Here is a 25,852-nt window from a genome sequence, read left to right on the forward strand (position 1 = left end):
CCGACGGCTCTTCACCTTCTCCGGCTAACGCGAGCGTCCCCGTGTCAATTTTAGCGCCGCCTCGATTCACTCGTCATCGTAGGGATCCTCTTCCACACTCGACTCCTCGACGCTCTCATCCGTTGGGCCATTGAGATCAACAGTTGAGCGCTCTCCGCTCAAATACTCGGAAAGCGCCTCGGCACGAGTCCGTCGGTTACTCAAGTCACTAGCGGCCCGCTGAACTGCTCGAGAGTAGCGCAGCACCGGCGTCTTCGATGTCCCGTCGCATTGACCCACAGCTACCACGTAAACACGAACCGCCCCCGCGTCCCCCCAGCCTCCAACCGCTCATGCGCCTCCACAGCCCGAGCAGCCGGCAACACCTCGGCGACCCGTGGCGTCAACGTCCCACTCTTCACCGCGTGCCGCAGCTGCTCGAGCTTGTCGAACGACCGGTACTCCGAGAACACCATCACCTGCACGAACTCGATGCCCCGAGCCCCGTCGCCCTGCCACCCCCGCACATCGAAGAACACTCCGCCGTCGCGAACCGCATCCACGACCGAGGACCGCTGCACCGCAGCATCGGCGAGCGCATCGACCCCGTCCGGCACGAGTTCACGGACAGCGGCAGCAAACCCATCCCCGCGAGGCACGATGTGGTCCGGCCCGAGCGACCGGACCAGCGCCTCGTCCTTCTCAGCTGCATCCGCGATCACGGTCAGCCCGGCGGCCTTCGCCAGCTGCACCACGTAGTTCCCGAGCAACCCAGCGGCCCCGGTCACGGCGAGCGTCTGTCCAGGCGCGAGCGAGGCGTGCGACAGGATCTGCAGCGCCGTCAACCCGTTCATCGGGACTGTGGAGGCGAGCGGGATCGACGTCCCACGGGGGATCCGCGTGAACGACCCCACCGGCGCGACGAGCTCCTGCACGTAGGCGCCACCGTGGGCGCTGAGCGGCAATGCCATCGCCATGACCTCGTCGCCGACCTGCCAGCCGGTGACGTCGGGCCCGACCTCGTCGATCACCCCGGCGGCGTCCATCCCCGGCACGTACGGCGGCGAAGCCTGCGAGCTGTCCCGCTGCCCGGCACGCACCCCCGTGTCGGTCGGGTTCACGGCGAACGCCTGCACCCGGATCCGCACGGACCCCGCACCGGCGTGCGGCTCCGGCACCTCGTGGACGGCGAGGGCCTCCGGCCCTCCGAACTGTTCGACTCCGACGACCTGCATCTTCCCGGTCTACGCGGACGTTGCTTGACGCAACCTGACGCGACCCACCATCGGACGGGAGGCACGACGCCAGGCCGCCACGGGCCTCCAGTCCGTCACGGGGTGACGTCCACTGCACGTGGTGCGCCATGCTGGCACCGTGCGTTTCGACGAACTCCTCACCCGGTCCGACGGCCCCGCGATCGCCGAGGACCTCGCCGCCCTCCGCCGACCAGCCCGGTACGTCCTCGAGGGCATCCATCAGGAGTCCCGGCAGAAGTTCTGGCAGTTCCGCGTCGACATCGACGAGGCCGCGCAGACCTGGACGCTCGTCCGCCAGCGTGCCAAGCCGGTCTCCTACCGCGACGGCGTGTTCCACGAGCCCGACGACGGCCCGATCGAGGTGTCGTTCGCCCGGAGCATGGTCTCGTATCCCGTCGTCCGGATGGCCGTGCCCAACCTGATGCTCCGATGGGGTCGCGGTCCCGAGAGCTTCCACCCGATCCTGGTCCAGCACATCGGCGAGCATTCGATCCTGGTGACGTTCGAGCACCGAGGGGACCCCGCGACCCGCGCGACACTGGTGATCGACGAACGCGACGGCATCGCCCGTCGCTTGTCGGAGTACGGCGAGGACACGATCATCACGAGCGTGCGGACCGCGGAGCCCGACGAGGCCCTGCCCCGCGCCCGCTTCGTGCAACCGACGGACTGGATCCGTCCGCAGTACTGAAGTCGTGGCGGTTCCGGTTCGCGATCCCCGACGATCGCGAACCAGAACCGTCAGACCTCATTGGTTGCGACGCGACCCGGGCCACCGGACCCGCTCTGGCCGAGCTCTTCAGGGGGCCGCGAACGGGATGCAATCGCTCTCGACCAGGAGCTGGTTGGTGCCTCGGAGGTACGTGAGCGTCGCATCGGACTCGACGATGGTCACCTGCGGGTTGCCTTGGCGGTCCGTGTCCTCGATACCGAGGCCTCTGGACTTCCAATCGGCTGCGAGCAGCTGGTCCGCTCGCTTCCGATCGACGCTGTCCGGGAGGCTGATGCGCTCGTGGAACACCTTGCAACGGTTCCCGAGGTCAGTCGTGCTTGTGGTGGACCACGTCCGGCGCGCGACGACGTCGGAGCGAACCGAGAGCGTTCGCAGAGCGCGATCGACATCGTTCTGCATGAGCTCGCCCGCTTCCTCGGCCGACGTTGGGCCGCCGACCCCGACGAACTCGAGCTCGTCCTGACGTTGCTGTTCCCTGAGAGAGCGCGCGTCGCTCGCAGCCCGAGGAAGCGTGTCGAACGCCGGGACGACGACGAGCAGCACGACAGCGAGCAAGCCGATCCCGCCGACCACCGTCGCTCCCGACGCGATCGCTCGGAAGACTCGGTCGCGGAGAGCTCGGATCCCGCCGACGAGCGCCGGGACGGTGGCAAGCAGTCCGACCACGATCGCGGCGACCTGTGGCGCTGCAGTTGCCCCGCCGTCGTTCGACGAGCGCCATGCGAAGCTGATCTGCACCATGAACTCGAGGAAGAGCGCGATCGGGACTCCGATCGGCGCGAGGACGATCCCGAGGATCAGCCGGTTGCGCCGGTGCAGCGCGTCGTCATCGGTCGTCGTGGTCTCGACGACGGCGGTCGCGGATTTCCCGGTCGTCATCGGTAGTCGTCCGGGTCACCGGGCACGCAGCGCGAGTCCACGTTGACGTGCGCGCGGGTATTCGTGGCTGCGATCGACGCACGAGGCTTGCCCTCGGCGCGCGCAACCGCAGCGGACACGTCGCCCGTCTGTGCGTCCATCTCGGTCCGCGTCGTTGTGAGCTCGTACCCTTGTTTCCTCCAGTGTTCACTGGCCTGTTCGACGAGCACCTGCGGGTCATCCGGCGTGATCACCTCGACGTAGTAGCTGAACTGCACCGCCTTCTGCCCGTCGACCTGGCAGTCGTTCGCGGCCGGCTTCGGGACTTCCTGCGGCCACGTGTCGGGAGCGAGTTCCAGGACCGACCGGAGTTCGGTCACGGCCTGCGAGCGCGCCTCGTCGATGGTCATGGTCTTTCCCGGCGCTGTCAGCCCGCACCCCGACAGCGCGAGGGCGATCGTGCCGGCCAGAGCGGCAGCGTCCATGGGTTTGTCCACACGCCTGATCATCGGAGCCCCCCTCGCCTCGACGCCATCACTCGTCGTAATCGTGCACCGACCCCGTTGCGCACGGAGAGGTCACCTGCACCGCGACCGACGTCGAACTGATTTGGTACGCCGCTCCTGCCGCACCGTCCCGGTCGGCAGTCGCCGAGTAGAGCGTGCCCCTCGTCCCCCCGAAATCCGTCTCGGACGGCGATACTCGAAGCCCTTCCGACTCCCACAACTGCCGAAGCGACTTGGCGGTCGCCTTGGCGTCGTTGTCGACCGACACCGGGATCAAGTAAGCGAAGCGGACGCCGTCATCGCACGGCTCGGCGGTCGGTTCAGGGGTGTCTGGCCACGACACGTCCACGGCCTCTTCCGTCTTGCGGAGCAGCTGCAAGGCTTCGGCCTTCGCGTCCTCGGGGGTGTGCATCGATTGATTCCCTCCTGCACAGGCCGTGAGGCCCACCGTCACCAAACTCGCCGTCAACAGGACGAGCCCGATGCGTTGCTTCGCCATCACGGCAGGGTCACCTTCGCCACGGCTGCCAGCGTAGGGGTACCGAAGTCGAGGTAGCCGTGATCATGCGAACCGGTCGGCGCCGTGAGGCCATGGATGTTCACGCCGTTCTCTCCGAATGCCTTGATCCTCGTCGCACCGTCGAAACCGTCAGCGGGGTCGAGTCGAATGCTGTACTTCCGGCCGATGTACGCGATGTCGCCCTTTTCGACTCCCTGCGCCGCGTACATGTGCTCGACGTTCGTCGCCGCTGCGTTCGGGATGGAAGTCGGAATGCCCGCTGAACCGAGCGTGACGAGCGAGTGCACGCCCAGGTCGGGGTTCTCGTGGAGCGCGATCGACGACATCGTCGAACCGTAGGAATGTGCCACGACATCAAGCTGAGCGTCTGGCCGCGTCGCACGGAATCCACCGAGGTCGGCGGCCAGCTTCGGTGCTCCTCGTTCGGCGTACGAATCGCCGAAGACGCCGAGGTTCCCGGTGGTGGCGGCATTAGGCGGAGCTTCGTACCCCAACCATGTGACCATCGCCGTGTTCGCTCCGCGATCCATCTGGCGCTGCGACAACATGACGTTCGAGGAAGCACGCATGTACTGCGTCGTGTCAGCCAGCGACGACCCCATCCCCGGGACAACGAAGCTGACGCCGTCGGCGGTGTCGAGATCGCCGACGGAGAACGCGCCGAGGGGTGGTTCCCCATCGTGGAACGACACCATCTGCCGTGGGACCGAGTCGTCGACTGCGAGTTGGGTGCGGGCGCCGGCCGTGAAGTTCTTGAGCTGGTTGTACCGCTCTTGCGCCGCGATCAGCGCCCGGTGAGCGACAGCCTGCGCAGCACGCCCGACCGCCTTCCCGTACGTCTTTCGGGCCTTGCCCAGAGCCTCAGTCGCCTCCACGTACGCCCGCTGCGCACCCAGCCGGTTCGCCTGGTCACGCGCCCAGTACGGCACCCCGTTCAGGTTGCCGATCACCGCGGGCAACGCCGTGATCAACGCGTCCTGCGCCGCCGAGTGCTCGCCCGCGGTCCCCCGGCCACCGAGCCCGTCCCACCACGCCTGCACGATCTCGGGTGGCATAGCTGCGATCTGGTCCGCGACGCCGTTCCCCTGTGCCGCGAGCACCTCGGGCGGCATCCCGGCCACGGCCCGCAGGAAGTCGGTGTCGCTCATCGCGGCGAGCGTCCCCGCGTACCCGACGGCGACCCCGCGCACCTCACTGTCGGTGAGCCCCGCGGCTGCTGTCCGGTCCGCAGCAGCCCGCCGCTCCACGAGGGCGTCCCACTCCGCGTCGAGTCGCTTGGCGGCTGCGGCGAGGTCGTCGGCGTCGGTCCGCAGACGATCGACTCGTCGGTCGTCGGCTTCGGTGGCGTCGCTGCCCGCAGCAGTCGACTGAGCGCTGCCCATCGAGACGGCGTTGGCGATCGAGTCGACGGCGTTCGTCAGCTGAGCGGCTTGGATGCGTTCGGCCTCGTCCTGGATCTGTCGGACGGCCTCGGCGTAGGTGTCGAGCACGTCGATCGCTGCGTCGAGTCGACTGATGATGCGCTGCGCGGCGGGCGCGATCGTGCCGATGGTGGTGGTGAAGCGGTCCTTCGATGCGCCTTCCCACCCGTCGGCGTCGTGTTGCGCACTGACGACCTGGTGCGCGCCCGTGCGGATGTCGTCCTGGTGATCGGCAAGAGCGCTCGAGAGCTTGGTGATCGCGCCAGGGTCGCCGGCGAGGGGGTCGGCCGCCATCACTTGCCCCCGGCTTTGCCGGCCAGGTCGTCGTCGGCGTCGGCGAAGAGCGACCTGGTGTCCTTCGCGTACTCGCCGAGCGTCCGGCTCGTGTCGGCCAACCACTCGGCCGAACGCTCGTGGGCCGTCCGGAAGGCCGCGAACGCCTGGGCGACGTCGCCTGATCCGGATGCACCGCCCTCGGCCGGGAGCGAGGCGCCCGTGAACGTTCCGGTCGCCCTCTCGAGCGCGCCGTGAACAGCTTCGAGCGTGCTCCACGACACCGTCAGATCAGCCATCGTCTCCCCCGTCTTGCCGTTGCAGCCTGCGCCACATCCCCGGACGCAACATATCAGAGAGTTACCGGACGCAACCACCCGGGCAGTGGCCTGTGGACGACCAACCCGCACCGCGCCTCCGGTCCGGCACCATCCCCCGATCGGACGATGCCGAGACCACCGCCCCGGCCGATCCCCCACCGCGACCGGGCGGCGAAGCTGGACCCATGCCCGAGTCCCCCGCCATCGAGGTCCAGCACCTCGGCAAGCAGTACGCCACCGGCAAACGTGCCGTGGACGACGTCTCCTTCACGATCGAACGCGGCCAGACCTTCGCCCTCCTCGGCCCCAACGGTGCCGGCAAGTCCACGACGGTCGAGATCCTCGAGGGGTACCGCTCCCGCACCGCCGGCGAGGTCCGCGTCCTCGGCCACGACCCCGCCCGGACGAGCCGCAGCCACAACGCACGCATCGGCATCGTCCTGCAGACCAGCGCGGAGTCCCCGAACGTCACCGTCGCCGAGCAGCTGCACCACTTCGCGACGCTGTACCCGAAGCACCGCAGCGTCGAGGAACTCCTCACCGCGACGGGGCTCGAGACGCAGCGCAACACCCGCATCAGCCGCTTGTCGGGTGGCCAGCGCCGCCGCGTCGACGTCGCCCTCGGCATCATCGGCCGCCCCGAGGTCCTGTTCCTCGACGAACCGACCACGGGCTTCGACCCCGAGGCCCGCCGGCAGTTCTGGGACCTCCTGCGCCAGGTGCAGCACGAGGGCACGACGATCCTGCTCACCACGCACTACCTCGACGAAGCCGCCCAGCTCGCCGACCGGGCAGCGGTGATCGCCGACGGGAAGCTCCTCGACCTCGCACCCATCGACGAGATCGGCGGCACCGAGGCCCGCACGCCCCGGGTCCGCTGGCGCGACGACGGCGGCGAACGCCACGACGAGCGCACCACCGACCCGACAGCGCTCATCCGCAGCAGCAGCACACCCATGCACGACCTCGAAGTCATCCGCCCGTCCCTCGAGGACGTCTACCTCGACATGGTGGGACAGAAATGAAGACAGCGACCAGCCGCATCTCGTACGAGATCCGCACCTACTTCCGCGCTCCCGACGCGGTCTTCTTCACCTTCCTGTTCCCGATCATCATGCTGGCGCTGTTCTCGGTGGCGTTCTCCGGCGCCGCCGACATCCAGGCCGGCCCCGACGTCAGCGTCGACTACGCCACCTACTACCTGCCCGGCCTGGTCGCGACGGGCATCCTGCTCTCCGGCACCCAGTCCCTCGGTGTCGACATCGCCACCGAACGCAGCGACGGCACGCTGAAGCGACTGGGCGGCACACCACTGCCCGTCCTGTCGTACTTCGTCGGCAAGATCGGCATGGTCCTCGTCACCACGCTCGTGCAGACCGCCCTGCTGCTGGCGATCGCGAGCCTGGTGTTCGGCGTCGACCTGCCGACCGCCGCGAGCAACTGGGGCGTCTTCGCCGGCGTGATGGTCCTCGGCATCGCCACCAGCTGCGTCCTCGGCATCGCGGTCTCGGCGCTCCCCCGCGAGGGCCGCCGCGCCACCGCCACCATCGTCCCGATCGTGCTGGTGCTGCAGTTCATCTCCGGCGTCTACCTGCCCTTCACGCAGCTCCCCACCTGGTTGCAGGACGTCGCCTCCGTCTTCCCCCTGCGCTGGATGGCGTCCGGAATGCGGTCCGTCTTCCTGCCCGGTGCGTTCGAGTCAGGTGAGCCGGGAGGCGCGTGGCACCTCGGCCTCGGAGCCCTCGTGTTGGCAGCGTGGCTGGTCCTGGGCACGGTGGCCTGCCTGCTCACGTTCCGCTGGAATCCCAAGGACGCGTGATGGGGCCTGTGGAGAACCGCTCCGCGGTGCTGCATCGATGGGATGCTGTCGTCATGAGCGGCGAGACGTGGATGCGTAACCGGTGGTTGCACGTCTTCTTCGCGGGCACGATGCTCCTCACCGCCGTGATCACCGCGCTCGGCTGGTCCCCGTGGTCGACCCGCTGGCCCGCGTACCTCGCGGTCGTGGTCCTCGTCGTGGCGTACCTCGGGTACGGGCACCGCGGCTACGACACCCCCAGAGCCGCCGCCGCGTTCCTGCCGCTCGTCATCGTCGCCGCCCTGGTGCTGCCAGCCGTCGTCCCGAGCACCGCCTTCGTGCAGTGCATCGTGTTCCCGCTGGTCTGGGTGCAGTCCGAGCGGGTCCGCACCGCGGTCCTGTTGTCCATCGCGGTCGGCGTCGCGAGCGGCATCGGCCTGCAGGTCTCCGAGGGCCCGGACGCCCTCGTCAGCACCCTGCTCATCGAGGGCATCAGCGTGATCGGTGCCTGCGCGATGGGCGTGTGGATCTCGAGCGTCGCCGGCCTGTCCGAGGAGCGCCGCCAGCTCCTCGACGAACTCCGCGCCACCCAGCAGTCCCTCGCCGACGCCCACCGCAGCGCGGGCGTCGCGAGCGAACGGGAGCGCCTGGCGCGCGAGATCCACGACACCGTCGCGCAGAACCTCGCCGGCATCGTCATGCTCACCGAACGTGCCCGCAAGGACCTGGCGAACGACCGCGGTGCCGCGCTCGACGAACGGCTGGCGGTCCTCGAGGAGTCGGCACGAGCGGCGCTCGAGGACTCCCGTGCCCTCATCGCCGCCGGAGTCGCGGGTGCCACGAGTGGCAGCCTGGCCGGGGCCCTGCACCGCCTGGCCGAGCGCTACACCCGCGAGACCGGCACCCCCGTGACGGTCGATGCCACCGACCGCCCGCTCGACCGCGACGCCCAGGTCGTGCTGCTCCGGGTCGTCCAGGAGTCTCTCGCGAACATCCGTGCGCACGCCGATGCCGGGTCCGTCCGGATCGTCCTGCAGCACGCGCCGGAACGGGTCGGCGTCCGTGTGACCGACGACGGCGTCGGCTTTGACACCGGCGTCCCGACGGCCGGGCACGGTCTCCGGGGCCTCCACGAACGGTTGGCGCTCTCGGGCGGTGCGTGCACGATCACGAGCACCCCGGGCCGGGGCACCGTCGTCGAGGCGGGCCTGCCCACCGGACCCGAGCCGAGCCTCCCGGCCGCCGTTCGCCACCCCGTGGCGGAGGTGACCCGGTGATCCGCGTCGTGGTCGCCGACGATCACCCGATCGTCCGCTCGGGCATCGTCGCGCTGTTGCAGGACGCCGACGACATCGACGTGGTGGGCCAGGCCAGCGACGGCCGTGCCGCGGTGTCCGTCGTGCTGGCCGAGCGCCCCGACGTCGTGCTGATGGACCTGCGGATGCCCGAGCTCGACGGTGATGCGGCGACGGCGGAGATCCTCGCGGCCGAGCCGGGCGTCCGCGTCCTGATCCTGACGACGTACGAGTCCGACGACCAGATCCTCGCGGCCATCGAGGCCGGCGCCACCGGCTACCTGCTCAAGGCGGCCCCGGAGTCCGAGATCCTCGCCGGGGTGCGGGCGACCGCGCGGGGCGAGACCGCGCTTGCGCCCTCGGCCGCGGCTGCGCTCGTCAGGCGTGCCACCGGTGGGATCCCGACTGGCCCGTCGCTGACCCCGCGCGAGCTCGAGGTCCTGCAGCTCGTCGCCCAGGGCAACTCGAACCCGGCGATCGGCCGCGCCCTGTTCCTCAGCGAGACGACGGTGAAGACGCACCTCGGCCACGTGTTCGAGAAGCTCGGCGTCAACGACCGCACCCGTGCCGTGACCCGCGCGATGGAGCTCCGCCTGCTCCCCTGATCCCCCGGTGCGCTTCGTGAGCAGAAATGGTCGGGTGCACCAGAGCCACCCGACCATTTCTGCTCACCATGTGACGCGCCCCGCTGCCATCGACGCGCGCCCCGCTCAGTGCTCCGCGCCCGCCCCCTCCGGTCGGACGCGGAGCACCCGCGCTGTGGGGGTCGCCCCGCCGTTCGCGACCTCGAGCGAGCCCGAGGCGGCGTCCCACGCCACGGACCACGACCCGAGCGCCGTCGGGAACAGCGGCTCGACGACGACCGCCTGCCCGGCGAAGCCCGGCAGCGGCAACGACACCGACCCCGATGCACCCGGCAGCGACCACACCGACAAGTACAGATCGCCCGACGCCGCCCGCAAGCCGAGCGCGAGCCACGAGTCCTCCCAGGCCGGCAACCCGAGCGGCCACACCGGCACCGACGATTCGATGACCTCGAGCACTGTCCGGTGGGCTTCGATCGCAGCACGCACGACCGCCCGCTGCGATGTGCTCATCGAGTTGAGGTAGCCCGACAGGTACATCCGCCCGAGCACCCCGTTCACGAGCGACAGCTCGAACAGGTCGGGCGACATCGACGGCGCCGGGTACGCCCAGTTGCCGGCCTGCTCGGGCAGCATCGCGGCGGGGGCAGCAGCGACGATCGAGGCCGACAGCACCGGGTCCTGCTGGTCCGAGGTCGACTGCATGTGCAACCGGGACAGCATCGCGGAGTCGGCGCGCATCGCTCCCGAGGCGCAGTTCTCGATGAGCAGTGACGGGTACCGGGCCTGCACGTCGTCGAGCCAGTCGAGGAGTGCGCGCTGGTGCTCGAGCATGCCGGGAAACGGCCCCGTCATCGTGTTGTAGTCCATCTTGAAGAAGCTGACCCCGAGCGACCCGACGAGTCGATCGACGACCGCGTCGAGGTGCGCCCGCGCGGCCGGTGACCGGATGTCGAGCAGGTGCCGTCCGTGCTCGGCTACCCGCACACCGTGGTGGTGCACGAAGGCGTCGTCCGGCAGGGTCGCGGCCAGCGGCGAGTGGATGCCGATGACCTCGGGCTCGAGCCACAGCCCGGCCTGCATCCCCCGCGACCGGATGTGGTCGATGACGAACCCGAGCCCGGTCGGGAACCGCAACGCGGCTTCCTCCCAGGCCCCGACGGTGTCCCACCAGTGCCCCTCGGCGTACCAGCCGGCATCGATGCAGAACAGGTCCGCTCCGGCGTCGGCAGCGGCGTCGATCAACGGCAGCAGCTTCTCGGTGGTCGGGTCGCCCATGAGCGTGTTCATGTAGTCGTTGAACACGAGCGGCAGGGCCCGATCGGCCTCGCGCACGTGCCGGAACGCCCGACGCTGCGCCGTGAGCACCTCGAACGCGCCACCGACCGAACCAGCGATCCCGACCGACACCGGCACGGACACGAAAGGCTGCCCCGGAGCCACGACGGCCGTCCACTGGTGCTCCTGGTCGGTCGGCCCGCTCAGCAGCACGTACGCGTGCCGCCGGGTCTCGCCGAGCTCGTACAGCCACGGCCCGTTGTGCTCGACCTGCCAGACGAGCGCGTAGGGCCCGGCACCAGCGGATGCAGCAGGCGTCAGCACGCCGATCGGCAGCGCCTCGCCCGTCGACCACGATCCCCGGTTCTGCACGACGGCGCGGCTGCGGGGCGGGTGGTGCTGCGCCTCGCGGTCGATCGCTGCGAGTCCGATCGACCGCAGCGGATCTGTCCGCCACCGGCTCTCGGCCGCCCAGTCGTTGTCCGCGTGCACGAGGGCCAGGTCGTCGACGCCGGCCCCGGAGTCGTTCAGGAACGCCCCGGTCGCGAACGAGGACACGAAGTCCACGACGTGCTCGCCGTCGACGGCGGACACCTCGGTCCACGTCTGGAAGCCCGCGACATCGTCGCGCGCCCGGAACACCGACTCGACCTGGAGGCCCGTGGCCGCGTCCGCCTGCACGATCCGGAACCACGGATCGGTCGCGTCGTTGGACGCACGCCACGACACGGATCGCAGTCGCGCCCCGATGGTGGAGTCCACGTGCCGGTACCCGCCCGGGAACCGGCCGTGTCCGACGGTGGTCAGCTCGACCAGCGGCTGCGGATCGTCCGGACCGTCGGCGAGCGCTCCACCGGCCGTCACGAACGACACGAGTGCCGCGGGCTGGTCGTCGCCGATCCGAAAGCGTGCCGCGAAACCGGGCGTGACCCAGTCGGCGAAGGCTCCGCTCACCGTGCGCCGACCGGTGCCGGCTCGCTCGACACCCACGCCCCGACACCGTGGTCGTAGCAGGTGGTGTTGTCGATCTTCGAGCGGTCGAGAGCGCTGCCCGAGGTCACCTTGCGGTCGATGCGCTCCGGGTCGGGGGCCGCCTCGGCGAGCAGCCGCGTGTAGTCGTGCTGCGGGTCGAGGATCACGGCGTCGGACGGCCCGCGTTCGACGACCCGGCCGCGGTAGAGCACCAGGATCTCGTCGGAGAAGTGCCGTGCGGTCGCCAGGTCGTGCGTGATGTAGAGCACGGCGAGGTGGTCCTCACGCTGCAGGCGGCCCATCAGGTTGAGCACGCTGAGCCGGATCGACACGTCGAGCATCGACACCGGTTCGTCGGCAATGAGCACCTGGGCGCCGGGGGCGAGTGCGCGGGCGATCGCGACGCGCTGCCGCTGTCCGCCGGAGAGCTCGTGCGGGCGGCGGCTCGCGAAGTCCTCGTCGAGGTTCACCCGGCCGAGCAGTTCCCGCACCTTCTCGGCGGTCTCGTCGGTGCCCCGGGCTCGGTGGTGCAGCTGGAGCGGCCGGGCGATGTGGTGCTCGATCGAGTGGAACGGGTTGAGCGACGCGAAGGGGTCCTGGAACACCATCTGCACGTGCCGGCGGTACATGCTGCCGACGACGGGGGTGCCGTCCTCGAGCTGCACGTCGATCGTGCCGCGGGTGGTGCTCTCGAGCTTGGCGAGCATCCGGGCGATGGTGGACTTGCCCGATCCGGACTCACCCACCAACGCCACGGTCTTCCCGGGCAGCAGCTCGAACGACACGTCGTCGACGGCGTGCAGCGTGGTGCGCTTCAGGCCCTTGCGGGTGTGGAAGTCCTTGCCGAGATGGCTGACGGTCACGCTGGTCATCGGATCTCCTCGTGGACTGCGGCCGCGTGGTCGTCGACGCCGGAGCGGATGAACGCGCCGCGCTCCCCCGACAGGCTCGGGAACGACTGCAGCAGCTTCTGCGTGTACGGGTGCTTCGGGTCGTGCTGGATGACCGAGGCCCGGTCGCACTCGACGACCTCGCCGCGCAGCATGATCGCGATGCGGTCGCTGATCTCGAGCAGCAGCGGCAGGTCGTGCGTGATGAAGACCACGGCGAACCCGAGCTCGTCGCGCAGTCGGACGATCTCGCGCAGGATCTCGCGCTGCACCACGACGTCGAGCGCGGTGGTGGGCTCGTCCATGATCATGATCTGCGGTTCGAGCAGCATCGCCATCGCGATCATCACGCGCTGCCGCATGCCACCGGACAGCTCGTGCGGGTACGCGGTGATGCGGGACGGATCGACGCCGACGCGGCTCAGGGCGTCCTCGGCGATCGCGCGCCGCTCCTTGCGGGACAGGTCGCGCCGGTGTTCCTTCAGTGCATCGTCGAGCTGCGCCCGGATGGTGGTGACCGGGTTGAGGGCGTTCATCGCGCCCTGGAACACCATCGACAGCTTCGACCAGCGCACGGCCCGCAGCTGCTCGTGCGGCAGCCCGAGCAGGTCGATGTCGGTGCCGTCGCGGTCGTGGAACGTGATGCTGCCCGAGGCGACCTTCGCCGGCGGTCGGTGCAGCCGGGTGATGGCGTAGGCCAGGGTCGTCTTCCCGCAGCCGGACTCCCCCGCGAGCCCGAGGATCTCGCCGGGCGCCAGGGTGAGCGACACGTCCTTGACGGCGTGCACGGGGTGTTCGGTCTCGTAGACGACGTCGAGGTGGTCGATCGTCAGCACGGCTTCGGCACTCATCGGACGAACTCCTTCGTGGTGCGTGCGGACCGCGAGGCGCGGGCGGCCCGCTTGGCGCGACGTTCGCGCCGCCGCTGGGCACGCACGTTCGCCAGTCGTGGGTTGATGACCTCGTCGATCGAGAAGTTCACCAGGGACAGCCCCATGCCGAGCAGGGCGATGAGCAGGCCGGGCGGCACGAACCACCACCAGGCACCGTTCGCCAGCGCGAAGCCGTTCTGGGCGTAGAAGAGCATGGTGCCGAGCGTCGACGAGTTCGACGCCCCGAGGCCGAGGAACGACAACCCCGCTTCCCCGAGGATCGCGGCGATCACCGCGAACACGAACTGCGACGCCAGGACGGGCAGCAGGTTCGGCAGGATCTCGACGGCGATGACCCGCCAGGGTCGTTCGCCGGCGACCCGGGCGGCGGAGACGTAGTCGCGGTTCCGGATCGACATCGTCTGCGCCCGCAGGACCCGGGCGGACCCGGCCCACGACGTGATCGCGAGGACGACGGCGATGGTCCACAGCCCGCGGGCCTCGCGCGGGACCAGGCCGGAGATGACGATGACGAGCGGCAGACCGGGGATGACGAGGAACACGTTCGAGAACAGCGAGAACGCCTCGTCCATGATCCCGCCCAGGTAGGCGCCGAGGATCCCGAAGAACGCGGACAGCACCGTGGCGAGCACGCCGACGATCAGCCCGATCTGCAGGCTGCCGCGGGTGGCGTAGGCGAGCTGCGCGAGCACGTCCTGCCCGGTCTGGGTCGTCCCGAGCAGGTTCTCGCCGCTCGGTCCCTGCAGCCCGGAGTCGCGGATGGTGGTCGGGTCGCCGACGAGCAGCGGCCCGAGGACGCCGAACAACGTGACGCCGGCGACGAGGGCGATGCCCGTGACGAGCCACGGGGTCAGGGTCGGCAGGAAACGGCGGATGCCGCCCTTCGGTCGGGACGCTCGGGCCGTGGCGATGCTCCGCGTCGACCCGGCGTCGGCTTCCTCGGCGAGTGCGCCGATGGTGGGTTCGGTGTCCTGCTGGATGTTGGTCATGGCGTGTCCTCCCTAGCTCCGCGCCCGCGTCCGCGGATCGATGAGCCCGTACAGCAGGTCGACGACGAGGTTCGCGCCGAGGACCGCCAGGGTGATGAACAGGAAGATCCCCTGCATGAGCGCGTAGTCGTTGTTCGTCACGGCGGACAGCAGCTTCGACCCGATGCCCGGGTACGAGAACACCTGCTCGGTGACGACGGAGCCGGACACGATGAACCCGAGGGAGATCGCGAACCCGGCGACCGAGGGCAGCACGGCGTTCCGGGCGGCGTAGTTCCGCAGGATCTTGCCGTCGGACAGCCCCTTGGCCTGGGCGGTGGTGATGTAGTCCTCGGACAGCGTCGACACCATCATGTTGCGCATGCCGAGCAGCCAGCCGCCGAGCGATGCGAGCACGATCGTCACCGCGGGCAGCACCCCGTACTGGATCGCCGAGGCGATGAAGTCCCAGTTGAACCCGGGGGTCAGGATGACGTCGTAGCCGCCCTGCGCCGGGAACAGGTGGATGCCGGTGGCGAAGAAGTACACCAGGATCAGCGCGAGCCAGAAGTACGGCACCGCGGCGAGCAGGGTGGTGGCCGGCACGAACGAGTCGAGCCAGGTGCCCGGACGCCAGCCGACGAAGGCGCCGAGGCCGACGCCGATGATGGCGGCCAGGATGGTGGCGATGCCGACCAGGGCGATGGTCCACGGCAGCGAGCTCGCGATGACCTCGGTGACGGGGGCCGGGAAGTAGCTGACGGACACCCCGAGGTCACCGCGGAACACGTTGACCAGGTAGTGGCCGTACTGGGAGATCAGCGGCTCCGAGGAATCGCCACCGAGGAGCAGCTCGTACGCCTGCCGTGTCGCCGGGGTCACCTGCCCGCCGCGCTGCTGGAGCTTGGCGAGCAGGATGTCCACCGGGTTCCCGGGCAGCAGCCGCGGGATGATGAAGTTCAGCGTCAGTGCCGCCCACAGCGCGACGATGTAGAAGCCGATCTTTCGCAGGAAGTAGGTCATCGTCGAGTGCTCCTCGGTCGCGATCCCATCGTGGTCAGCCCTTCGCCGGCTTCAGTGCCTTGAAGATCTCGGCGTTGTCCGGGCTCGCCCAGACGGCCGGGAAGGCGTAGAGGTCGTCCTTCGTGGGCCAGCCGGTGAACTTCGCCGCGTGGAACTCACTCGTCGTGCCGCCGGTCATCACGGGGATGTACGGCAGGTCCTCGACGATGTGCTGCTGGATCGTGTCGAGTTCCGGCTGCGTGGCGGCGGTGTCCTCGGGGTTGATCGTGGCGAGCTTCGCGATGGCCTTGTCCACGTCGGGGTTGCTGTACCGCGAGATGTTCATCGGGGCTGCTGCGCCGACCTTCGCGGTGTTCGCCGTCGTGAAGTAGTTGTTGTACAGGTAGTACGGGTTCGCCGTCGGGCCCTGACCGAGCGAGTCGATCGCGAGTTCGAAGTTGCCCTTGGTCTTCTTGTCGGTCCACTCGTTCCACGACGACTGCTGCGCCTTGAGCTCGATGCCCGCGGCCTTGAGCTGCTGCGTCATGGTGTCGATCGCGGTGATGTAGTCGGTCCAGCCGGTGACGACCTCGACGGTCAGCGACAGCTTCTTGCCGTCCTTCGCGTAGATGCCGTCGGCGCCCTTCTTCCACCCGGCGCCCTCGAGCGACGACGCGGCGGCGGCCTTGTCGGCGGTCTCCGGCATCACGGCCGGCTCGATGTCCTTCGAGATGGTGTCCTTCTGCGTCGTGGTGAGCGCGAAGGTCGGCGAGATCTCGCTCGCGGTGTTCTCGAACGCCAGCGAGTTGAGCTGCTTGCGGTTGATCGCGTCGGCGATGGCGTGGCGCACGGCCGGGTCGGTCTGCGGGCCGGTGCAGCCGAGGTCGGTGTTCGCGCAGGTGAGCAGCGCCATCTGGTTCTGGCCGACGGTGATGCCGTCGTAGCCGTTGTAGTTGCCGGCGATGTCGTCCATGTTCGGCACCGGGCCGGTCTGCCAGTCGATCGAGCCCTGCTTGAGCGCGTCGGCGCCGGCGGTGTTGCCGGAGAGCGACAGGTAGCGGATGGTCTTCACGGCCGGGGCGCCGTCCCAGTACTTCTTGTTCGCCTCGAGGGTGAAGGCCTGCGCCTTGAAGGTGCCGAGCGTGTACGGACCGGTGCCGACGGGCTCGCGCACGACGTCGGTGGTCGGGTCGATGTCCTTCCACAGGTGCTCGGGCACGATCCAGGTCTTGCCGAGCAGGTTCGGGCCGAGCACGAACGACGGCTTGTCGAACGTCACGACGACCTTGGAGTCGCCGTCGGCCTTCGCGGTGCCGTCGTAGCCGATCGAGTTCAGGGCCTTCTGCTGCTTGAGCATGTCGAGCGTGAACACGACGTCCTTCGAGGTGAAGGGCTCGCCGTCGCTCCAGGTCGCCCCGTCGCGCAGCGTGATGGTGAGCTGCGTGCCGTCGGTGTTCCACTCGTACGACTTGCCGAGCAGCGGCTTCGGGTCGTTCGTGTTGACGTTGGTGATGAAGAACAGCGACTCGTAGATCGTGCCGACGCCGCCGATGTTCGACGGCGACCACGGGTTGAAGTTGATCTGGTAGTCGCCGGACTGTCCGGTGTAGGCGACCAGGGTCGAGGCGGCGTCGTCCTTCGTGCTGGCGTTGCCGCTCGCGCTGCAGCCGCTCAGCGCGAGGCCGGCGGCGAGGAGGACGGCGGCGCCGATGGCGAGCCGTGAACGGGTTGGGTTGAACATCGTTGTCCTCTCGGTCTGCGTCGTCGCAGGATCCACGTTGTGAGCGTGATTGTTACACGCGTAAACTAAGGCGGTCAAGGGGTCGGGTCACGGCCCCGTCACGATTGAGGAGACGCGATGGAGCGGACCACCCTGGACGGCACGTGGACGGTCGAGGCGGTGCACGGCCCGGCGCAGGCCGATGCACACCGGGAGCCGGTCGCCGCGATCGTCCCCGGCTGCGTGCACACCGACCTGCTGCGGGCGGGCCGGATCCCCGACCCGTTCGACGGCGACAACGAGGCCGCGACCCAGTGGATCGGCGACACGGTGTGGCGGTACCGCCGCACCTTCGCGTGGTCGGGCACGAGCACGGACGTCCGCCACGACCTGGTCGCCGAGGGGCTCGACACCCTCGCGACGATCGAGCTGAACGGCATCGTCGTCGCCACCACCGCGAACCAGCACCGCGCGTACCGGTTCCCCGTCGGGCACCTGCTGCGCCCCGGCACGAACGAGCTCGTGATCACCTTCGACGCCCCGGTCCCCGCGGCCGAGCGGCTGTCCGCCCTGCACGGCGGCGAACTGCCCCACGTCAACCACCACCCGTACAACGCGCTCCGCAAGAACGCGTCGAACTTCGGCTGGGACTGGGGCATCGACGTCGCCACGAGCGGCATCTGGAAGTCGATCGGCATCGAGTCGTGGAGCGGCGCCCGCATCGCCGCCGTCCGCCCGCTCGTCGACGTGGACCGCACCACCGGCGTGCTCACCGCGCACGTCGACGTCGAGTCCGCAGGTTCCACCGGGGCCTTCTCCCAGCACATCGGGTCGGCTCCGGTCGCAGGTGTGTCCGGTCGGGCCGGCCTGGAGGCGCGGGTCACCCTGACCCCGCACGTCACCCCCGGCGGGGCCGACGGCCACGGCGCCGCCCTGGCCGAGCAGAGCACGCCCGCCCCCGGCGCGAGCGGCACCGAGGCGGCGGCGACGCCCGTCGGGTCCGGCACCGTGCCTCCCGGCCGCCCGTCCGTGCCGGGCGCGACGTCCGTCACCAGCGTGCGCGCCGTCGTCGACGGCTCCGCCGTCGTGCGGCTCGAGGTCCCCGACGTCGCCGTCTGGTGGCCGCGCGGCGAGGGCGAGCAGCCGTTGTACGACGTCCGGGTCGAGGTCGGCGACGACGTCTGGACGGGCCGCGTCGGGTTCCGCACCGTGACGCTCGACACCGCGGCCGACGCCGACGGAGCGCCCTTTCTGCTCCGGGTGAACGACCGGCCGGTGATCGTGCGGGGCGCGAACTGGATCCCCGACCACGCGTACCTGACCGAGATGACGCCCGAGCGCTACGCCGACCGGATCGACGACGCGATCGAGGCGAACGTCAACCTGCTCCGCATCTGGGGCGGCGGGATCTACGAGTCCGACGACCTGTACGACCGCTGCGACGAGCTCGGGGTGCTCGTCTGGCAGGACTTCCTGTTCGCCTGCGCCGCCTACGCCGAGGAGCCCTGGCTGGCCGACGAGGTCGAGCCCGAGGTCCGCGAAGCCGTCACCCGCCTGAGCCCGCACCCGTCGCTCGTGGTGTGGAACGGCAACAACGAGAACCTCGTCGCGTACGCCGAGTGGGGCTGGCGGCCGTCGCTCGTCGGCCGGACCTGGGGCAACGGCTACTACCGCTCGCTGCTGCCCTCGATCGTCGCCGAGCTCGACCCGACCCGTCCGTACACGCCGGGCAGCCCGTTCTCGTTCGACGAGTACCTGACGCCGAACGACGAGCGGAACGGCAGCGTGCACATCTGGGACGTCTGGAACCGGCTCGACTACCGCGCCTACGCCGACTGGAACCCGCGGTTCGTGGCGGAGTTCGGGTTCCAGGGCCCGCCCGCCTGGTCGACCCTCACCGCGGTGGTGCACGACGAGCCGCTCGACCCCGACGGCCACGAGATGCTCGTGCACCAGAAGGCCGACCAGGGCAACCGGAAGCTCGCCGACGGCATGCGCGGGCACCTGCCGACGCCGACGGGCATCGAGGACTGGCACTTCGCGTCACAGCTCAACCAGGCGCACGCGATCCGCTTCGGCATGGAATGGTTCCGGTCCCGCACGCCCGACAACACCGGGATGATCGTCTGGCAGCTCAACGATGACTGGCCCGTGGTGTCCTGGGCGCTCGTCGACCACGCGGGCATCCGGAAGCCCGTCTGGTACGCGGTGCGGCAGGCCTACCAGCCGGTGTTGCTCACCGTGCAGCCGTCTGCTGCCGGGGCTGCGGGCGCGGCGGGCGCTGCTGGCGGGCTCGACGTCGTGCTCGTGAACGCGTCCGGGGCGCCGGTCGCCGACGAGGTCACGGTCGCCCGCGTCGCGTTCGACGGCACGGTGCTCGACTCGTCGTCGTTCGCGCTCGCCGCCGGACCCGCCGATGCCGATCGGGTCACGCTGCCGGCCTCACTCGCGGTGCCCGAGGACGCCGGGTCCGAGGTGCTCGTCGTCACCGGAGCCGGAACCCGCACGGTGTTCGACTTCGCCGAGGTCGTCGACCAGGTGCTCGCCCGCTCACCGCTGTCCACGTCGGTCACGGGGACGGACGACGGGGCGGTCGTCACGGTGACGGCGACGTCCTACGCGCGGGACGTCTCGCTGTTCCCGGACCGCGTGGACCCCGCCGCTCGGGTCGACGACGGGCTGGTGTCCCTGCTGGCCGGCGAGTCGGTGACGTTCACGGTGACGGGTGCGCCGGGCATCGACCCCGAGGCGCTCGTCGGCCCGCTCGTCCTCCGCCACGCGGGCTCGCTCCTCCCCTGACGCGGGCGCCCGCTCGCCGACCGTGCTGTCGGCGAGCGGGCCATCCGCGAGCGGGCGAAATGCCCGGGTTCCCACGCCGTGCACCCGGATGTATCGCCCGCGCGGCATGCACGGACCGCGAGCGGGCGAAATGCCCGGGTTCCCACGTCAGGCACCCGGGCATTTCGCCCGCTCGGCTGGGCCGCGCCTGCACCACCGCGGCGGCCGACAGGGTCGGGTCAGTCGACGGCGGCCGGCAGCGGCCGGCAGGGCGGGTCAGTCGAGCGCGGTCAGCTCGAACACGATCGCGGTCGCGGGGGCCAGCAGCGGCAGCCGCGCCCCGACGTCCTCGAGCACCGCGCCCGACAGCTCCAGGTGCCCGCGCACGAGCCACGCGGGCGGCACCATGTCGAGTCCGTGCGGCACCCGCAGCCCCGTGACGGGGGCGAGCCGGTAGCGCCGCGCGCGGTCGAGCCCCCGCATCCGGAGCGGCACCGGCAGCGACTGCGGCCCGGTCTCGGTCCGTGCGATCCGCACCAGCGCCCGCGACCGGTCGACGGCCACGACCGAGGTCGCCACGAGCCCGGGGTCGCCGAGCTCCAGGTGCCGCAGTCGCCCGGTGTGCAGCAGCCCGCGCTCCCGCTTGTACAACGCCGTCCACGCCCGTAGCCGGTCGAGTTCCGCGGGCGCCAGTCGGGTGACGTCGGTCTCGATGCCGGCGGAGCCGAACAACGACACCGCCATCCGGAAGTCCAGGTCCAGGTGCCGGCCGGTGGTGTGCGAGACCTCGGGGCCGACGTGCGAGCCGATCAGCTCGAGCGGCAGCAGTGCTTCGGTCCAGCGCTGGATCGGCAGGCGTTCGAACGCGTCGTTCGAGTCCGACGGCCACACCCGGTCGGTGCGCTCCAGCACGCCGAGGTCCACCCGGGCGCCGCCGCTCGCGCACGCCTCGATCTCGAGCCACGGGTGCCGGGCGCGCAGGGCGTCCATCAGCGTCCAGACCCCGCGGGTGTGCGCGTCGATGCCGGCTCGTCCGGCGTGGACCGCGTGCACGATGTCGCGGTTCTGGTCCCACTTCACGAAGTCGACGTGGTGCGCCCCGATGACGGCGGACATCGCCTCGAGCACGTACGCCCGCGCGAGTGGGTTCGCCATGTCGAGCACGTACTGGTTCCGCCAGGTGCGGACGTCGTCCTCGGGGCGCTGCAACAACCACTCGGGGTGCGCGGCCGCGAGCTCGGACACCGGACTCACCATCTCGGGCTCGAACCACAGCCCGAACTCCATGCCGAGTCCGCGAACCCGGTCGACGAGCGGCCCGAGGCCGTCCGGCCACACCGTCGGGTCGACGCGCCAGTCCCCCAGCGACGTCGAGTCCGAGCGCCGTCCGAGGAACCAGCCGTCGTCGAGCACGAACCGCTCGACGCCGATGTCCGCGGCGGTCTCGGCCAGTGCGACCAGGGGCGCGAGGCCCTGCTCGTAGTAGACGGCCTCCCACGTGTTGAGCACCACCGGCCGGGGGCGCTTCGGGTGGCCGGGACGGCTGCGGAGCGAGTCGTGCAGCCGGTCGGACAGTCCGTCCAACCCGGCGTCGCTCCAGACGAAGACGGCGTCGGGCGCCGCGAAGGACTCTCCCTGCCCGAGGACGACCTCGCCGGCGCGCAGGAGTTCCCCGGCGCCGAGCAGCGGTCGCGCTTCGGCGAGCAGGTCGTACCGGTGCACCGAGTCCGCGCTCCAGGCCAGGTGCACGCCCCACAGCTCACCCTGGGCGTCCGAGAAGCCGGGTGTGCCGAGCACGAGCAGCGTCGGAGCGTCGTGGCCGGTGCGACCGCGGCGGCTCTCCCGCGCGTGGCTGCCGGCGGTCAGGGTCCGGCGCTGCGGGGTGCGCTCCCGGGTCCAGCGTCCGGCCAGGTCCAGCACCTCGCCGACCCGTTCGCCCACGGGCAGCGTCGCCTCGAGCGCCTGCAGGTGCACGGGCACGGTGGCCCCGTTCGTCACGGTGTGCCCGACGCGCAGCACCCCCGCGGCGTCGAGCCGGAAGGTGCTCCGCAGCAGCAGTTCGTCGGACGCCGCGGTCACGACCAGCACGTCCGGCTCCGCGGTCACCTCGACGTCGCGCCACCGCGGCACGAGCGGCAGCCCGTCGACGTGCCCGGCGATCGCGGGTCGGCCCTCCCACCCGTCGCGTTCGGTCGGCAGGACGGTCAGTGGCCAGGCCGCGTCGAGGGCGCTCGGTCCGAGCGGCCGTCCGAGCGCGAGCAGCAGTTCGGCGCCGTCGCCGTCCGTGACGGGTCCGACGTCGCGGCCCCAGTGCAGCACCTCGGGCAGCCCGTCGTCGGCGGTCGCCAGCACGAGCGACACCCCGCCGCCGCGCAGGACCTGCACCTGCCGTCCGTCGAGTGCGCGCGCCGGCGCCGGTTCGCGGTCCACGACGGTCACGACGCACGCTCCTCGCGCAGGACGCGGACGCGACCGGCGGGCACGACGGTCTCCGGCCCGTGGCCGGAGCCGTCGAGCAGGTCCGTACCGGACGCGACGACCGTCACGTCGTCCGCGCGGTGGTTGACGAGGAACAGGAACACGGATCCGTCGTCGTGGACGCGGCGCACCGCCTCCAGGCCGGGAGGCGCGGTGACCGTCCGCGGGAGCGCGCGCTCCTCGATGACTCGGTCCACGAGCCGCTGGGTGCTCTGGGCAGGCAGCATCGCGGACACGTACCAGGCGCCGCCGCCGACGGCGCGGCGGGTGACCGCTGCGCGGTCCGCGAGCGGCCCGTCCGTGTACCGGAGCACGACGTCGGCGTCGTCGACCACGACGGCCTCGGCCCAGTCGGTGACGGTGCCGCCGTCATCGAGCGTGTGGGTCTCGTCGCGCTGCAGCGGGGTGAACTCCTCGCTCCAGGCGCCGAGCACCTGCCGGAACGCGCCCGGGTAGCCGCCGGTCCGGATGCGGGCGGTCTCGTCGGCGACGCCGGACAGATAGGTCACGATCAGGGTCGCGCCGCGGTCGACCACTGCGGCGATCCGCGCGGCGGTGGCGTCGTCGACGACCAGCATCGTGGGGACGACCACCACGTCGTAGCCGTCGAGGTCGGCGTCCGAGGGCACGACGTCGGTGAGCACCTGCCGGTCGTGGAACGCGGCGTACCAGGTACGGAGCTCCCGCGAGTACCGCAGTGCCCGGTGCGGCTTCAGCCCGGACTGCAGCGCCCAACCGGACGGCTCGTCGACGACGATCGCGACCCGGGCCGGTTCGACGCGGCTGCCCTGCACGGGGGCGAGGTCGCGGAGTGCCCGGCCGAGCGCGACGACCTCGCGCCAGATCCGAGTGCGGGTGCCGGCGTGCGGGACCATCGCGGAGTGGAACTGCTCGGCCCCTGCGGTGGAGGCCCGCCACTGGAAGAACAGTGCGCCGTCGGACCCGCGGGCGACGTGCACGAGCGAGTTCCGCAGGATCTCGCCCGGTTCCTTCGCCCGGTTGCGCTGCTGCCAGCTCGGGCCGCCCGTCGAGTGCTCCATGAGCAGCCACGGGGTGCGGTCGGCGGTGATGCCGCGCATCCGGTCCGCAGCGAGGGCGAGGTCCTGCTCGCGGTGCGGGTCGTCGACGAGCGTGTAGTGGTCGTTCGCCGGGATCGCGACGTGCTTCGCCCACGCGGCGTAGTCGACGACCTGCGATCCCGCACCGACCATGAAGTTCGTCGTGACGGGGACGTCCGAGTGCCGCTCGATGACGGCCTTCTCGGCGTCGAAGTGCCGGAGCAGGGCGTCGGACGAGTACCGCTCGAAGTCCAGGAGGAGGCCGGGGTTCGGTGCGCCGCCGACTCCGCGCGGGGGTGAGACCTCGTCGAAGGACGTGTAGGTGTGCCCCCAGAACGCCGTTCCCCATGCGGCGTTCGCGGTGTCGACGTCCCCGTACCGGTCGGCGAGCCAGCGCCGGAAGTCCGCTGCCGACTCCTCGCAGTAGCAGCGGCCGTTCCCGCCACCGAGCTCGTTGCTCACGTGCCAGAGCCGCACCGCCGGGTGGTGACCGTAGCGTTCGGCCAGGGCACCGACGATCCGCAGGGCGTGCTCGCGGAAGACCATCGACGCCGCACACCACCCGAGGCGTCCACCGGGGCGCTCGCGACGTTCCGTGGCGTCCACCGGCAGCACGTCGGGGTGGGCGGTCAGCAGCCAGTTCGGCGGGGCGGCGGTCGGCGTCGCGAGGTCCACCGCGATGCCGTTGTCGTGCAGCAGGGCGATGACGTCGTCGAGCCAGTCGAAGGTGTACTCCCCCGGCGACCGCTCGAGCAGCGCCCACGAGAAGACCCCGATCGTGACCAGGTTCACCCCGGCCTCGCGCATCAGGCGGACGTCCTCGAGCCAGACCTCGCGCGGCCACTGTTCAGGGCTGTAGTCGCCGCCGAACGACAGGCCGTCGGTCGGCCACGGGACGGTGGGGGCAGCGGTCACGGCATCTCCTTCGATGGGTGGACCGCACCAGCCTCCCGTCTCCGGCAGTGTTTGTCAACGTGTGTAACTAACGCGCTGTCAGTGGTGCCGCATCAGGTCTCGAGCAGCTGCCGGATCGCGAGGACCGCCCCCGCTCGCGCCCACTCCGAGAACTCGAACGGCTGCACCTCGACGGTCACCGGCTGCCGGTACGGCGCCAGGGCCGCACGGAGCGACTCGTCCACCGTCGTCCGCGCCAGGTCGTACACCGGCAGCCCATCGCCGGTCAGGACGATCGCGGCAGGGTCGGCGATGTGCACCGCGGTGGCCAGGACGACACCGAGTGCTCGTCCGGCTTCCTCGAACGCCGCCACGGCCCGCTCGTCACCGTTCCGCGCGAGCTCGACGACCTGCTCGTACGACGATCCCTCGCGCCCGGCGTTCCGCACGATCACCGGACTCGGCAGGTAGCTCGAGGCACACCCCGCGTGCCCGATGCCGCAGTCGGGCCCACCACCGAGGACCGGAAGGTGCCCGATCCGACCGAGTCGCCCGTGCTCGCCGGTGGAGACCTGCCCGTTCACGATGAGCCCGAGCCCGAGTCCCTCACCCACGGTGACCAGGGCCATGGACCCGCGGCCGGCGCCGGCACCGAACCAGTGCTCCTTGACGGTCAGGGCGTGGACGTCGTTCGCCGTGAAGGCTGCGAGTCCCGTTCGCCCCCGGACCATCCGCGCGAACGGGACGTCGGTCCAGCCGAGGAACGGCGACGACGCCACGACGGCCTCGCCGCTGCGGGTGAGGACGTCACCGGGCAGGGAGACCCCGACGGCACAGATCGCGGGGTGCACGGCGCAGAGGCGCTCGTGTACGGCACTGATCTGGTCGGCGAGGTCGTCCGGGACGGTCGACGGGACGGTCTCCTCGTGCAGCGCGAGGACCCGTCCACCCAGGTCGGTCACCGCGGCGTAGAGGCGCTCCCGGGTCAGCTTGACGCCGAGGAACTCCCACTGCCCCGAACTCGACTGCAACAGCTCCGACGGTCGACCGGTGGCCCCACGAACGTCGGTGCCGACCTCGACCACGAGCCGGTGTGCCACGAGGATCCGCATCGCCCGGGTCAGGCTCGCCCGCGACAGCCCGAGTGACCGAGCGATCTCCGCTCGCGAAAGCGTGCCGTGGATGAGGATCTCCCGCAGTGCCAAGCGGGAACCCTCGGGCAGTGCCGGCCAGGCTTCGGTCATCGTTCCTCCGTCGTCGGCTGATCCTACGGCCTGCCCGGAAACGCAGAAAACCCCTGACCAGTGCTGGTCAGGGGTTCCCTGGTGTTACTACGGTAAGTCCGGCGGCGTCCTACTCTCCCACAAGGTCCCCCTTG

Annotated in this window: 21 protein-coding genes; 6 read left to right on the forward strand and 15 right to left on the reverse strand. The window is 70.6% G+C overall.

The genetic code is table 11. The annotated features are described in order from the left end of the window. Positions 1–281: 281 nt before the first annotated feature. On the reverse strand, positions 282–1,214 hold the full coding sequence (locus ABH929_RS10185; protein ID WP_404561100.1) for an NADP-dependent oxidoreductase: 933 nt from the start codon (positions 1,212–1,214) through the stop codon (positions 282–284). Positions 1,215–1,353: 139 nt separating this feature from the next. Between ABH929_RS10185 and ABH929_RS10190 the strand changes: the two genes are divergently transcribed. Next, on the forward strand, positions 1,354–1,926 hold the full coding sequence (locus ABH929_RS10190; RefSeq protein WP_404561101.1) for a hypothetical protein: 573 nt from the start codon (positions 1,354–1,356) through the stop codon (positions 1,924–1,926). 108 nt (positions 1,927–2,034) lie between these two features. Here the strand turns inward: ABH929_RS10190 and ABH929_RS10195 are convergent, their stop codons facing one another. Genes ABH929_RS10195 through ABH929_RS10215 form a run of 5 tightly spaced genes read right to left on the reverse strand, consistent with a single transcriptional unit; the run spans position 2,035 to position 5,845 of the window. Beyond that, positions 2,035–2,847, reverse strand: a complete 813-nt coding sequence (locus ABH929_RS10195; protein ID WP_404561103.1) for a hypothetical protein — start codon at positions 2,845–2,847, stop codon at positions 2,035–2,037. Beyond that, positions 2,844–3,311 (reverse strand): hypothetical protein, encoded by a 468-nt coding sequence (locus tag ABH929_RS10200; RefSeq protein ID WP_404561104.1) that lies wholly within the window; start codon positions 3,309–3,311, stop codon positions 2,844–2,846. Before ABH929_RS10200 ends, ABH929_RS10195 begins: the two co-directional genes overlap by 4 nt. 49 nt (positions 3,312–3,360) lie before the next feature. Continuing rightward, positions 3,361–3,831, reverse strand: coding sequence for a hypothetical protein (locus tag ABH929_RS10205; RefSeq protein WP_404561105.1), 471 nt, complete (start codon positions 3,829–3,831; stop codon positions 3,361–3,363). Continuing rightward, positions 3,831–5,567, reverse strand: a complete 1,737-nt coding sequence (locus ABH929_RS10210) for an alpha/beta hydrolase (RefSeq protein WP_404561106.1) — start codon at positions 5,565–5,567, stop codon at positions 3,831–3,833. The genes ABH929_RS10205 and ABH929_RS10210 overlap by 1 nt, the downstream gene beginning before the upstream one ends. After that, entirely contained in the window at positions 5,567–5,845 is a 279-nt protein-coding gene (locus ABH929_RS10215) for a hypothetical protein (RefSeq protein WP_404561107.1), read from the reverse strand. Before ABH929_RS10215 ends, ABH929_RS10210 begins: the two co-directional genes overlap by 1 nt. A gap of 206 nt (positions 5,846–6,051) precedes the next feature. Between ABH929_RS10215 and ABH929_RS10220 the strand changes: the two genes are divergently transcribed. Genes ABH929_RS10220 through ABH929_RS10235 form a run of 4 tightly spaced genes read left to right on the forward strand, consistent with a single transcriptional unit; the run spans position 6,052 to position 9,564 of the window. Further along, the gene (locus ABH929_RS10220; RefSeq protein ID WP_404561109.1) at positions 6,052–6,891 is read left to right on the forward strand and encodes an ABC transporter ATP-binding protein; all 840 of its coding nucleotides are present in this window, start codon (positions 6,052–6,054) and stop codon (positions 6,889–6,891) included. Then, positions 6,888–7,685: an ABC transporter permease gene (locus ABH929_RS10225; protein WP_404561110.1), complete on the forward strand. Its 798-nt coding sequence runs from the start codon at positions 6,888–6,890 to the stop codon at positions 7,683–7,685. The genes ABH929_RS10220 and ABH929_RS10225 overlap by 4 nt, the downstream gene beginning before the upstream one ends. Positions 7,686–7,738: 53 nt before the next feature. Continuing rightward, a complete protein-coding gene (locus tag ABH929_RS10230; protein WP_404561112.1) occupies positions 7,739–8,941 on the forward strand; it encodes a sensor histidine kinase in 1,203 nt (400 codons plus the stop codon). Next, positions 8,938–9,564 (forward strand): response regulator transcription factor, encoded by a 627-nt coding sequence (locus ABH929_RS10235; RefSeq protein WP_340195888.1) that lies wholly within the window; start codon positions 8,938–8,940, stop codon positions 9,562–9,564. The genes ABH929_RS10230 and ABH929_RS10235 overlap by 4 nt, the downstream gene beginning before the upstream one ends. A 105-nt stretch (positions 9,565–9,669) precedes the next feature. Here the strand turns inward: ABH929_RS10235 and ABH929_RS10240 are convergent, their stop codons facing one another. Genes ABH929_RS10240 through ABH929_RS10265 form a run of 6 tightly spaced genes read right to left on the reverse strand, consistent with a single transcriptional unit; the run spans position 9,670 to position 17,287 of the window. Next, positions 9,670–11,811 carry a glycoside hydrolase family 36 protein gene (locus tag ABH929_RS10240; RefSeq protein ID WP_404561113.1) on the reverse strand — a complete coding sequence of 714 codons (2,142 nt, stop codon included), beginning with the start codon at positions 11,809–11,811 and terminating at the stop codon, positions 9,670–9,672. After that, on the reverse strand, positions 11,772–12,665 hold the full coding sequence (locus tag ABH929_RS10245) for an ABC transporter ATP-binding protein (protein WP_404561116.1): 894 nt from the start codon (positions 12,663–12,665) through the stop codon (positions 11,772–11,774). The genes ABH929_RS10240 and ABH929_RS10245 overlap by 40 nt, the downstream gene beginning before the upstream one ends. Then, on the reverse strand, positions 12,662–13,534 hold the full coding sequence (locus tag ABH929_RS10250) for an ABC transporter ATP-binding protein (RefSeq protein WP_123313058.1): 873 nt from the start codon (positions 13,532–13,534) through the stop codon (positions 12,662–12,664). The genes ABH929_RS10245 and ABH929_RS10250 overlap by 4 nt, the downstream gene beginning before the upstream one ends. Next, positions 13,531–14,565: an ABC transporter permease gene (locus ABH929_RS10255; RefSeq protein WP_185094297.1), complete on the reverse strand. Its 1,035-nt coding sequence runs from the start codon at positions 14,563–14,565 to the stop codon at positions 13,531–13,533. The genes ABH929_RS10250 and ABH929_RS10255 overlap by 4 nt, the downstream gene beginning before the upstream one ends. Positions 14,566–14,577: 12 nt before the next feature. After that, positions 14,578–15,567 (reverse strand): ABC transporter permease, encoded by a 990-nt coding sequence (locus ABH929_RS10260; RefSeq protein WP_111086984.1) that lies wholly within the window; start codon positions 15,565–15,567, stop codon positions 14,578–14,580. A 34-nt stretch (positions 15,568–15,601) separates the two neighbouring features. Further along, a complete protein-coding gene (locus tag ABH929_RS10265) occupies positions 15,602–17,287 on the reverse strand; it encodes an ABC transporter substrate-binding protein (protein ID WP_404561117.1) in 1,686 nt (561 codons plus the stop codon). Between the two features lie 117 nt (positions 17,288–17,404). Here ABH929_RS10265 and ABH929_RS10270 point away from each other — a divergent pair, with 117 nt between their 5' ends. Further along, positions 17,405–20,065: a glycoside hydrolase family 2 protein gene (locus ABH929_RS10270; protein ID WP_404561118.1), complete on the forward strand. Its 2,661-nt coding sequence runs from the start codon at positions 17,405–17,407 to the stop codon at positions 20,063–20,065. Between the two features lie 255 nt (positions 20,066–20,320). On the opposite strand, the gene ABH929_RS10275 is transcribed toward ABH929_RS10270, so the two are convergent. From ABH929_RS10275 to ABH929_RS10285, 3 genes are all read right to left on the reverse strand, one after another. Beyond that, positions 20,321–22,483, reverse strand: coding sequence for an alpha-galactosidase (locus ABH929_RS10275; protein ID WP_404561119.1), 2,163 nt, complete (start codon positions 22,481–22,483; stop codon positions 20,321–20,323). Continuing rightward, entirely contained in the window at positions 22,480–24,495 is a 2,016-nt protein-coding gene (locus ABH929_RS10280) for a beta-galactosidase (protein WP_404561121.1), read from the reverse strand. The genes ABH929_RS10275 and ABH929_RS10280 overlap by 4 nt, the downstream gene beginning before the upstream one ends. 92 nt (positions 24,496–24,587) lie before the next feature. Further along, positions 24,588–25,718, reverse strand: coding sequence for an ROK family protein (locus tag ABH929_RS10285; protein ID WP_404561122.1), 1,131 nt, complete (start codon positions 25,716–25,718; stop codon positions 24,588–24,590). Positions 25,719–25,852 lie beyond the last annotated feature (134 nt).

It is taken from the genome of Curtobacterium sp. AB7 (assembly GCF_044909335.1).
Classification (GTDB): Bacteria; Actinomycetota; Actinomycetes; order Actinomycetales; family Microbacteriaceae; genus Curtobacterium.

What these genes read in the sequence shown, in the direction of transcription:
- ABH929_RS10250 (WP_123313058.1), bottom strand. Translation starts at nt 13,534, where the DNA reads ATGAGTGCCGAAGCCGTGCTGACGATCGACCACCTCGACGTCGTCTAC.
- ABH929_RS10220 (WP_404561109.1), top strand. Translation starts at nt 6,052, where the DNA reads ATGCCCGAGTCCCCCGCCATCGAGGTCCAGCACCTCGGCAAGCAGTAC.
- ABH929_RS10265 (WP_404561117.1), bottom strand. Translation starts at nt 17,287, where the DNA reads ATGTTCAACCCAACCCGTTCACGGCTCGCCATCGGCGCCGCCGTCCTC.
- ABH929_RS10270 (WP_404561118.1), top strand. Translation starts at nt 17,405, where the DNA reads ATGGAGCGGACCACCCTGGACGGCACGTGGACGGTCGAGGCGGTGCAC.
- ABH929_RS10245 (WP_404561116.1), bottom strand. Translation starts at nt 12,665, where the DNA reads ATGACCAGCGTGACCGTCAGCCATCTCGGCAAGGACTTCCACACCCGC.
- ABH929_RS10195 (WP_404561103.1), bottom strand. Translation starts at nt 2,847, where the DNA reads ATGACGACCGGGAAATCCGCGACCGCCGTCGTCGAGACCACGACGACC.
- ABH929_RS10255 (WP_185094297.1), bottom strand. Translation starts at nt 14,565, where the DNA reads ATGACCAACATCCAGCAGGACACCGAACCCACCATCGGCGCACTCGCC.
- ABH929_RS10230 (WP_404561112.1), top strand. Translation starts at nt 7,739, where the DNA reads ATGAGCGGCGAGACGTGGATGCGTAACCGGTGGTTGCACGTCTTCTTC.
- ABH929_RS10210 (WP_404561106.1), bottom strand. Translation starts at nt 5,567, where the DNA reads ATGGCGGCCGACCCCCTCGCCGGCGACCCTGGCGCGATCACCAAGCTC.
- ABH929_RS10200 (WP_404561104.1), bottom strand. Translation starts at nt 3,311, where the DNA reads ATGGACGCTGCCGCTCTGGCCGGCACGATCGCCCTCGCGCTGTCGGGG.
- ABH929_RS10285 (WP_404561122.1), bottom strand. Translation starts at nt 25,718, where the DNA reads ATGACCGAAGCCTGGCCGGCACTGCCCGAGGGTTCCCGCTTGGCACTG.
- ABH929_RS10215 (WP_404561107.1), bottom strand. Translation starts at nt 5,845, where the DNA reads ATGGCTGATCTGACGGTGTCGTGGAGCACGCTCGAAGCTGTTCACGGC.
- ABH929_RS10225 (WP_404561110.1), top strand. Translation starts at nt 6,888, where the DNA reads ATGAAGACAGCGACCAGCCGCATCTCGTACGAGATCCGCACCTACTTC.
- ABH929_RS10185 (WP_404561100.1), bottom strand. Translation starts at nt 1,214, where the DNA reads ATGCAGGTCGTCGGAGTCGAACAGTTCGGAGGGCCGGAGGCCCTCGCC.
- ABH929_RS10260 (WP_111086984.1), bottom strand. Translation starts at nt 15,567, where the DNA reads ATGACCTACTTCCTGCGAAAGATCGGCTTCTACATCGTCGCGCTGTGG.
- ABH929_RS10205 (WP_404561105.1), bottom strand. Translation starts at nt 3,831, where the DNA reads ATGGCGAAGCAACGCATCGGGCTCGTCCTGTTGACGGCGAGTTTGGTG.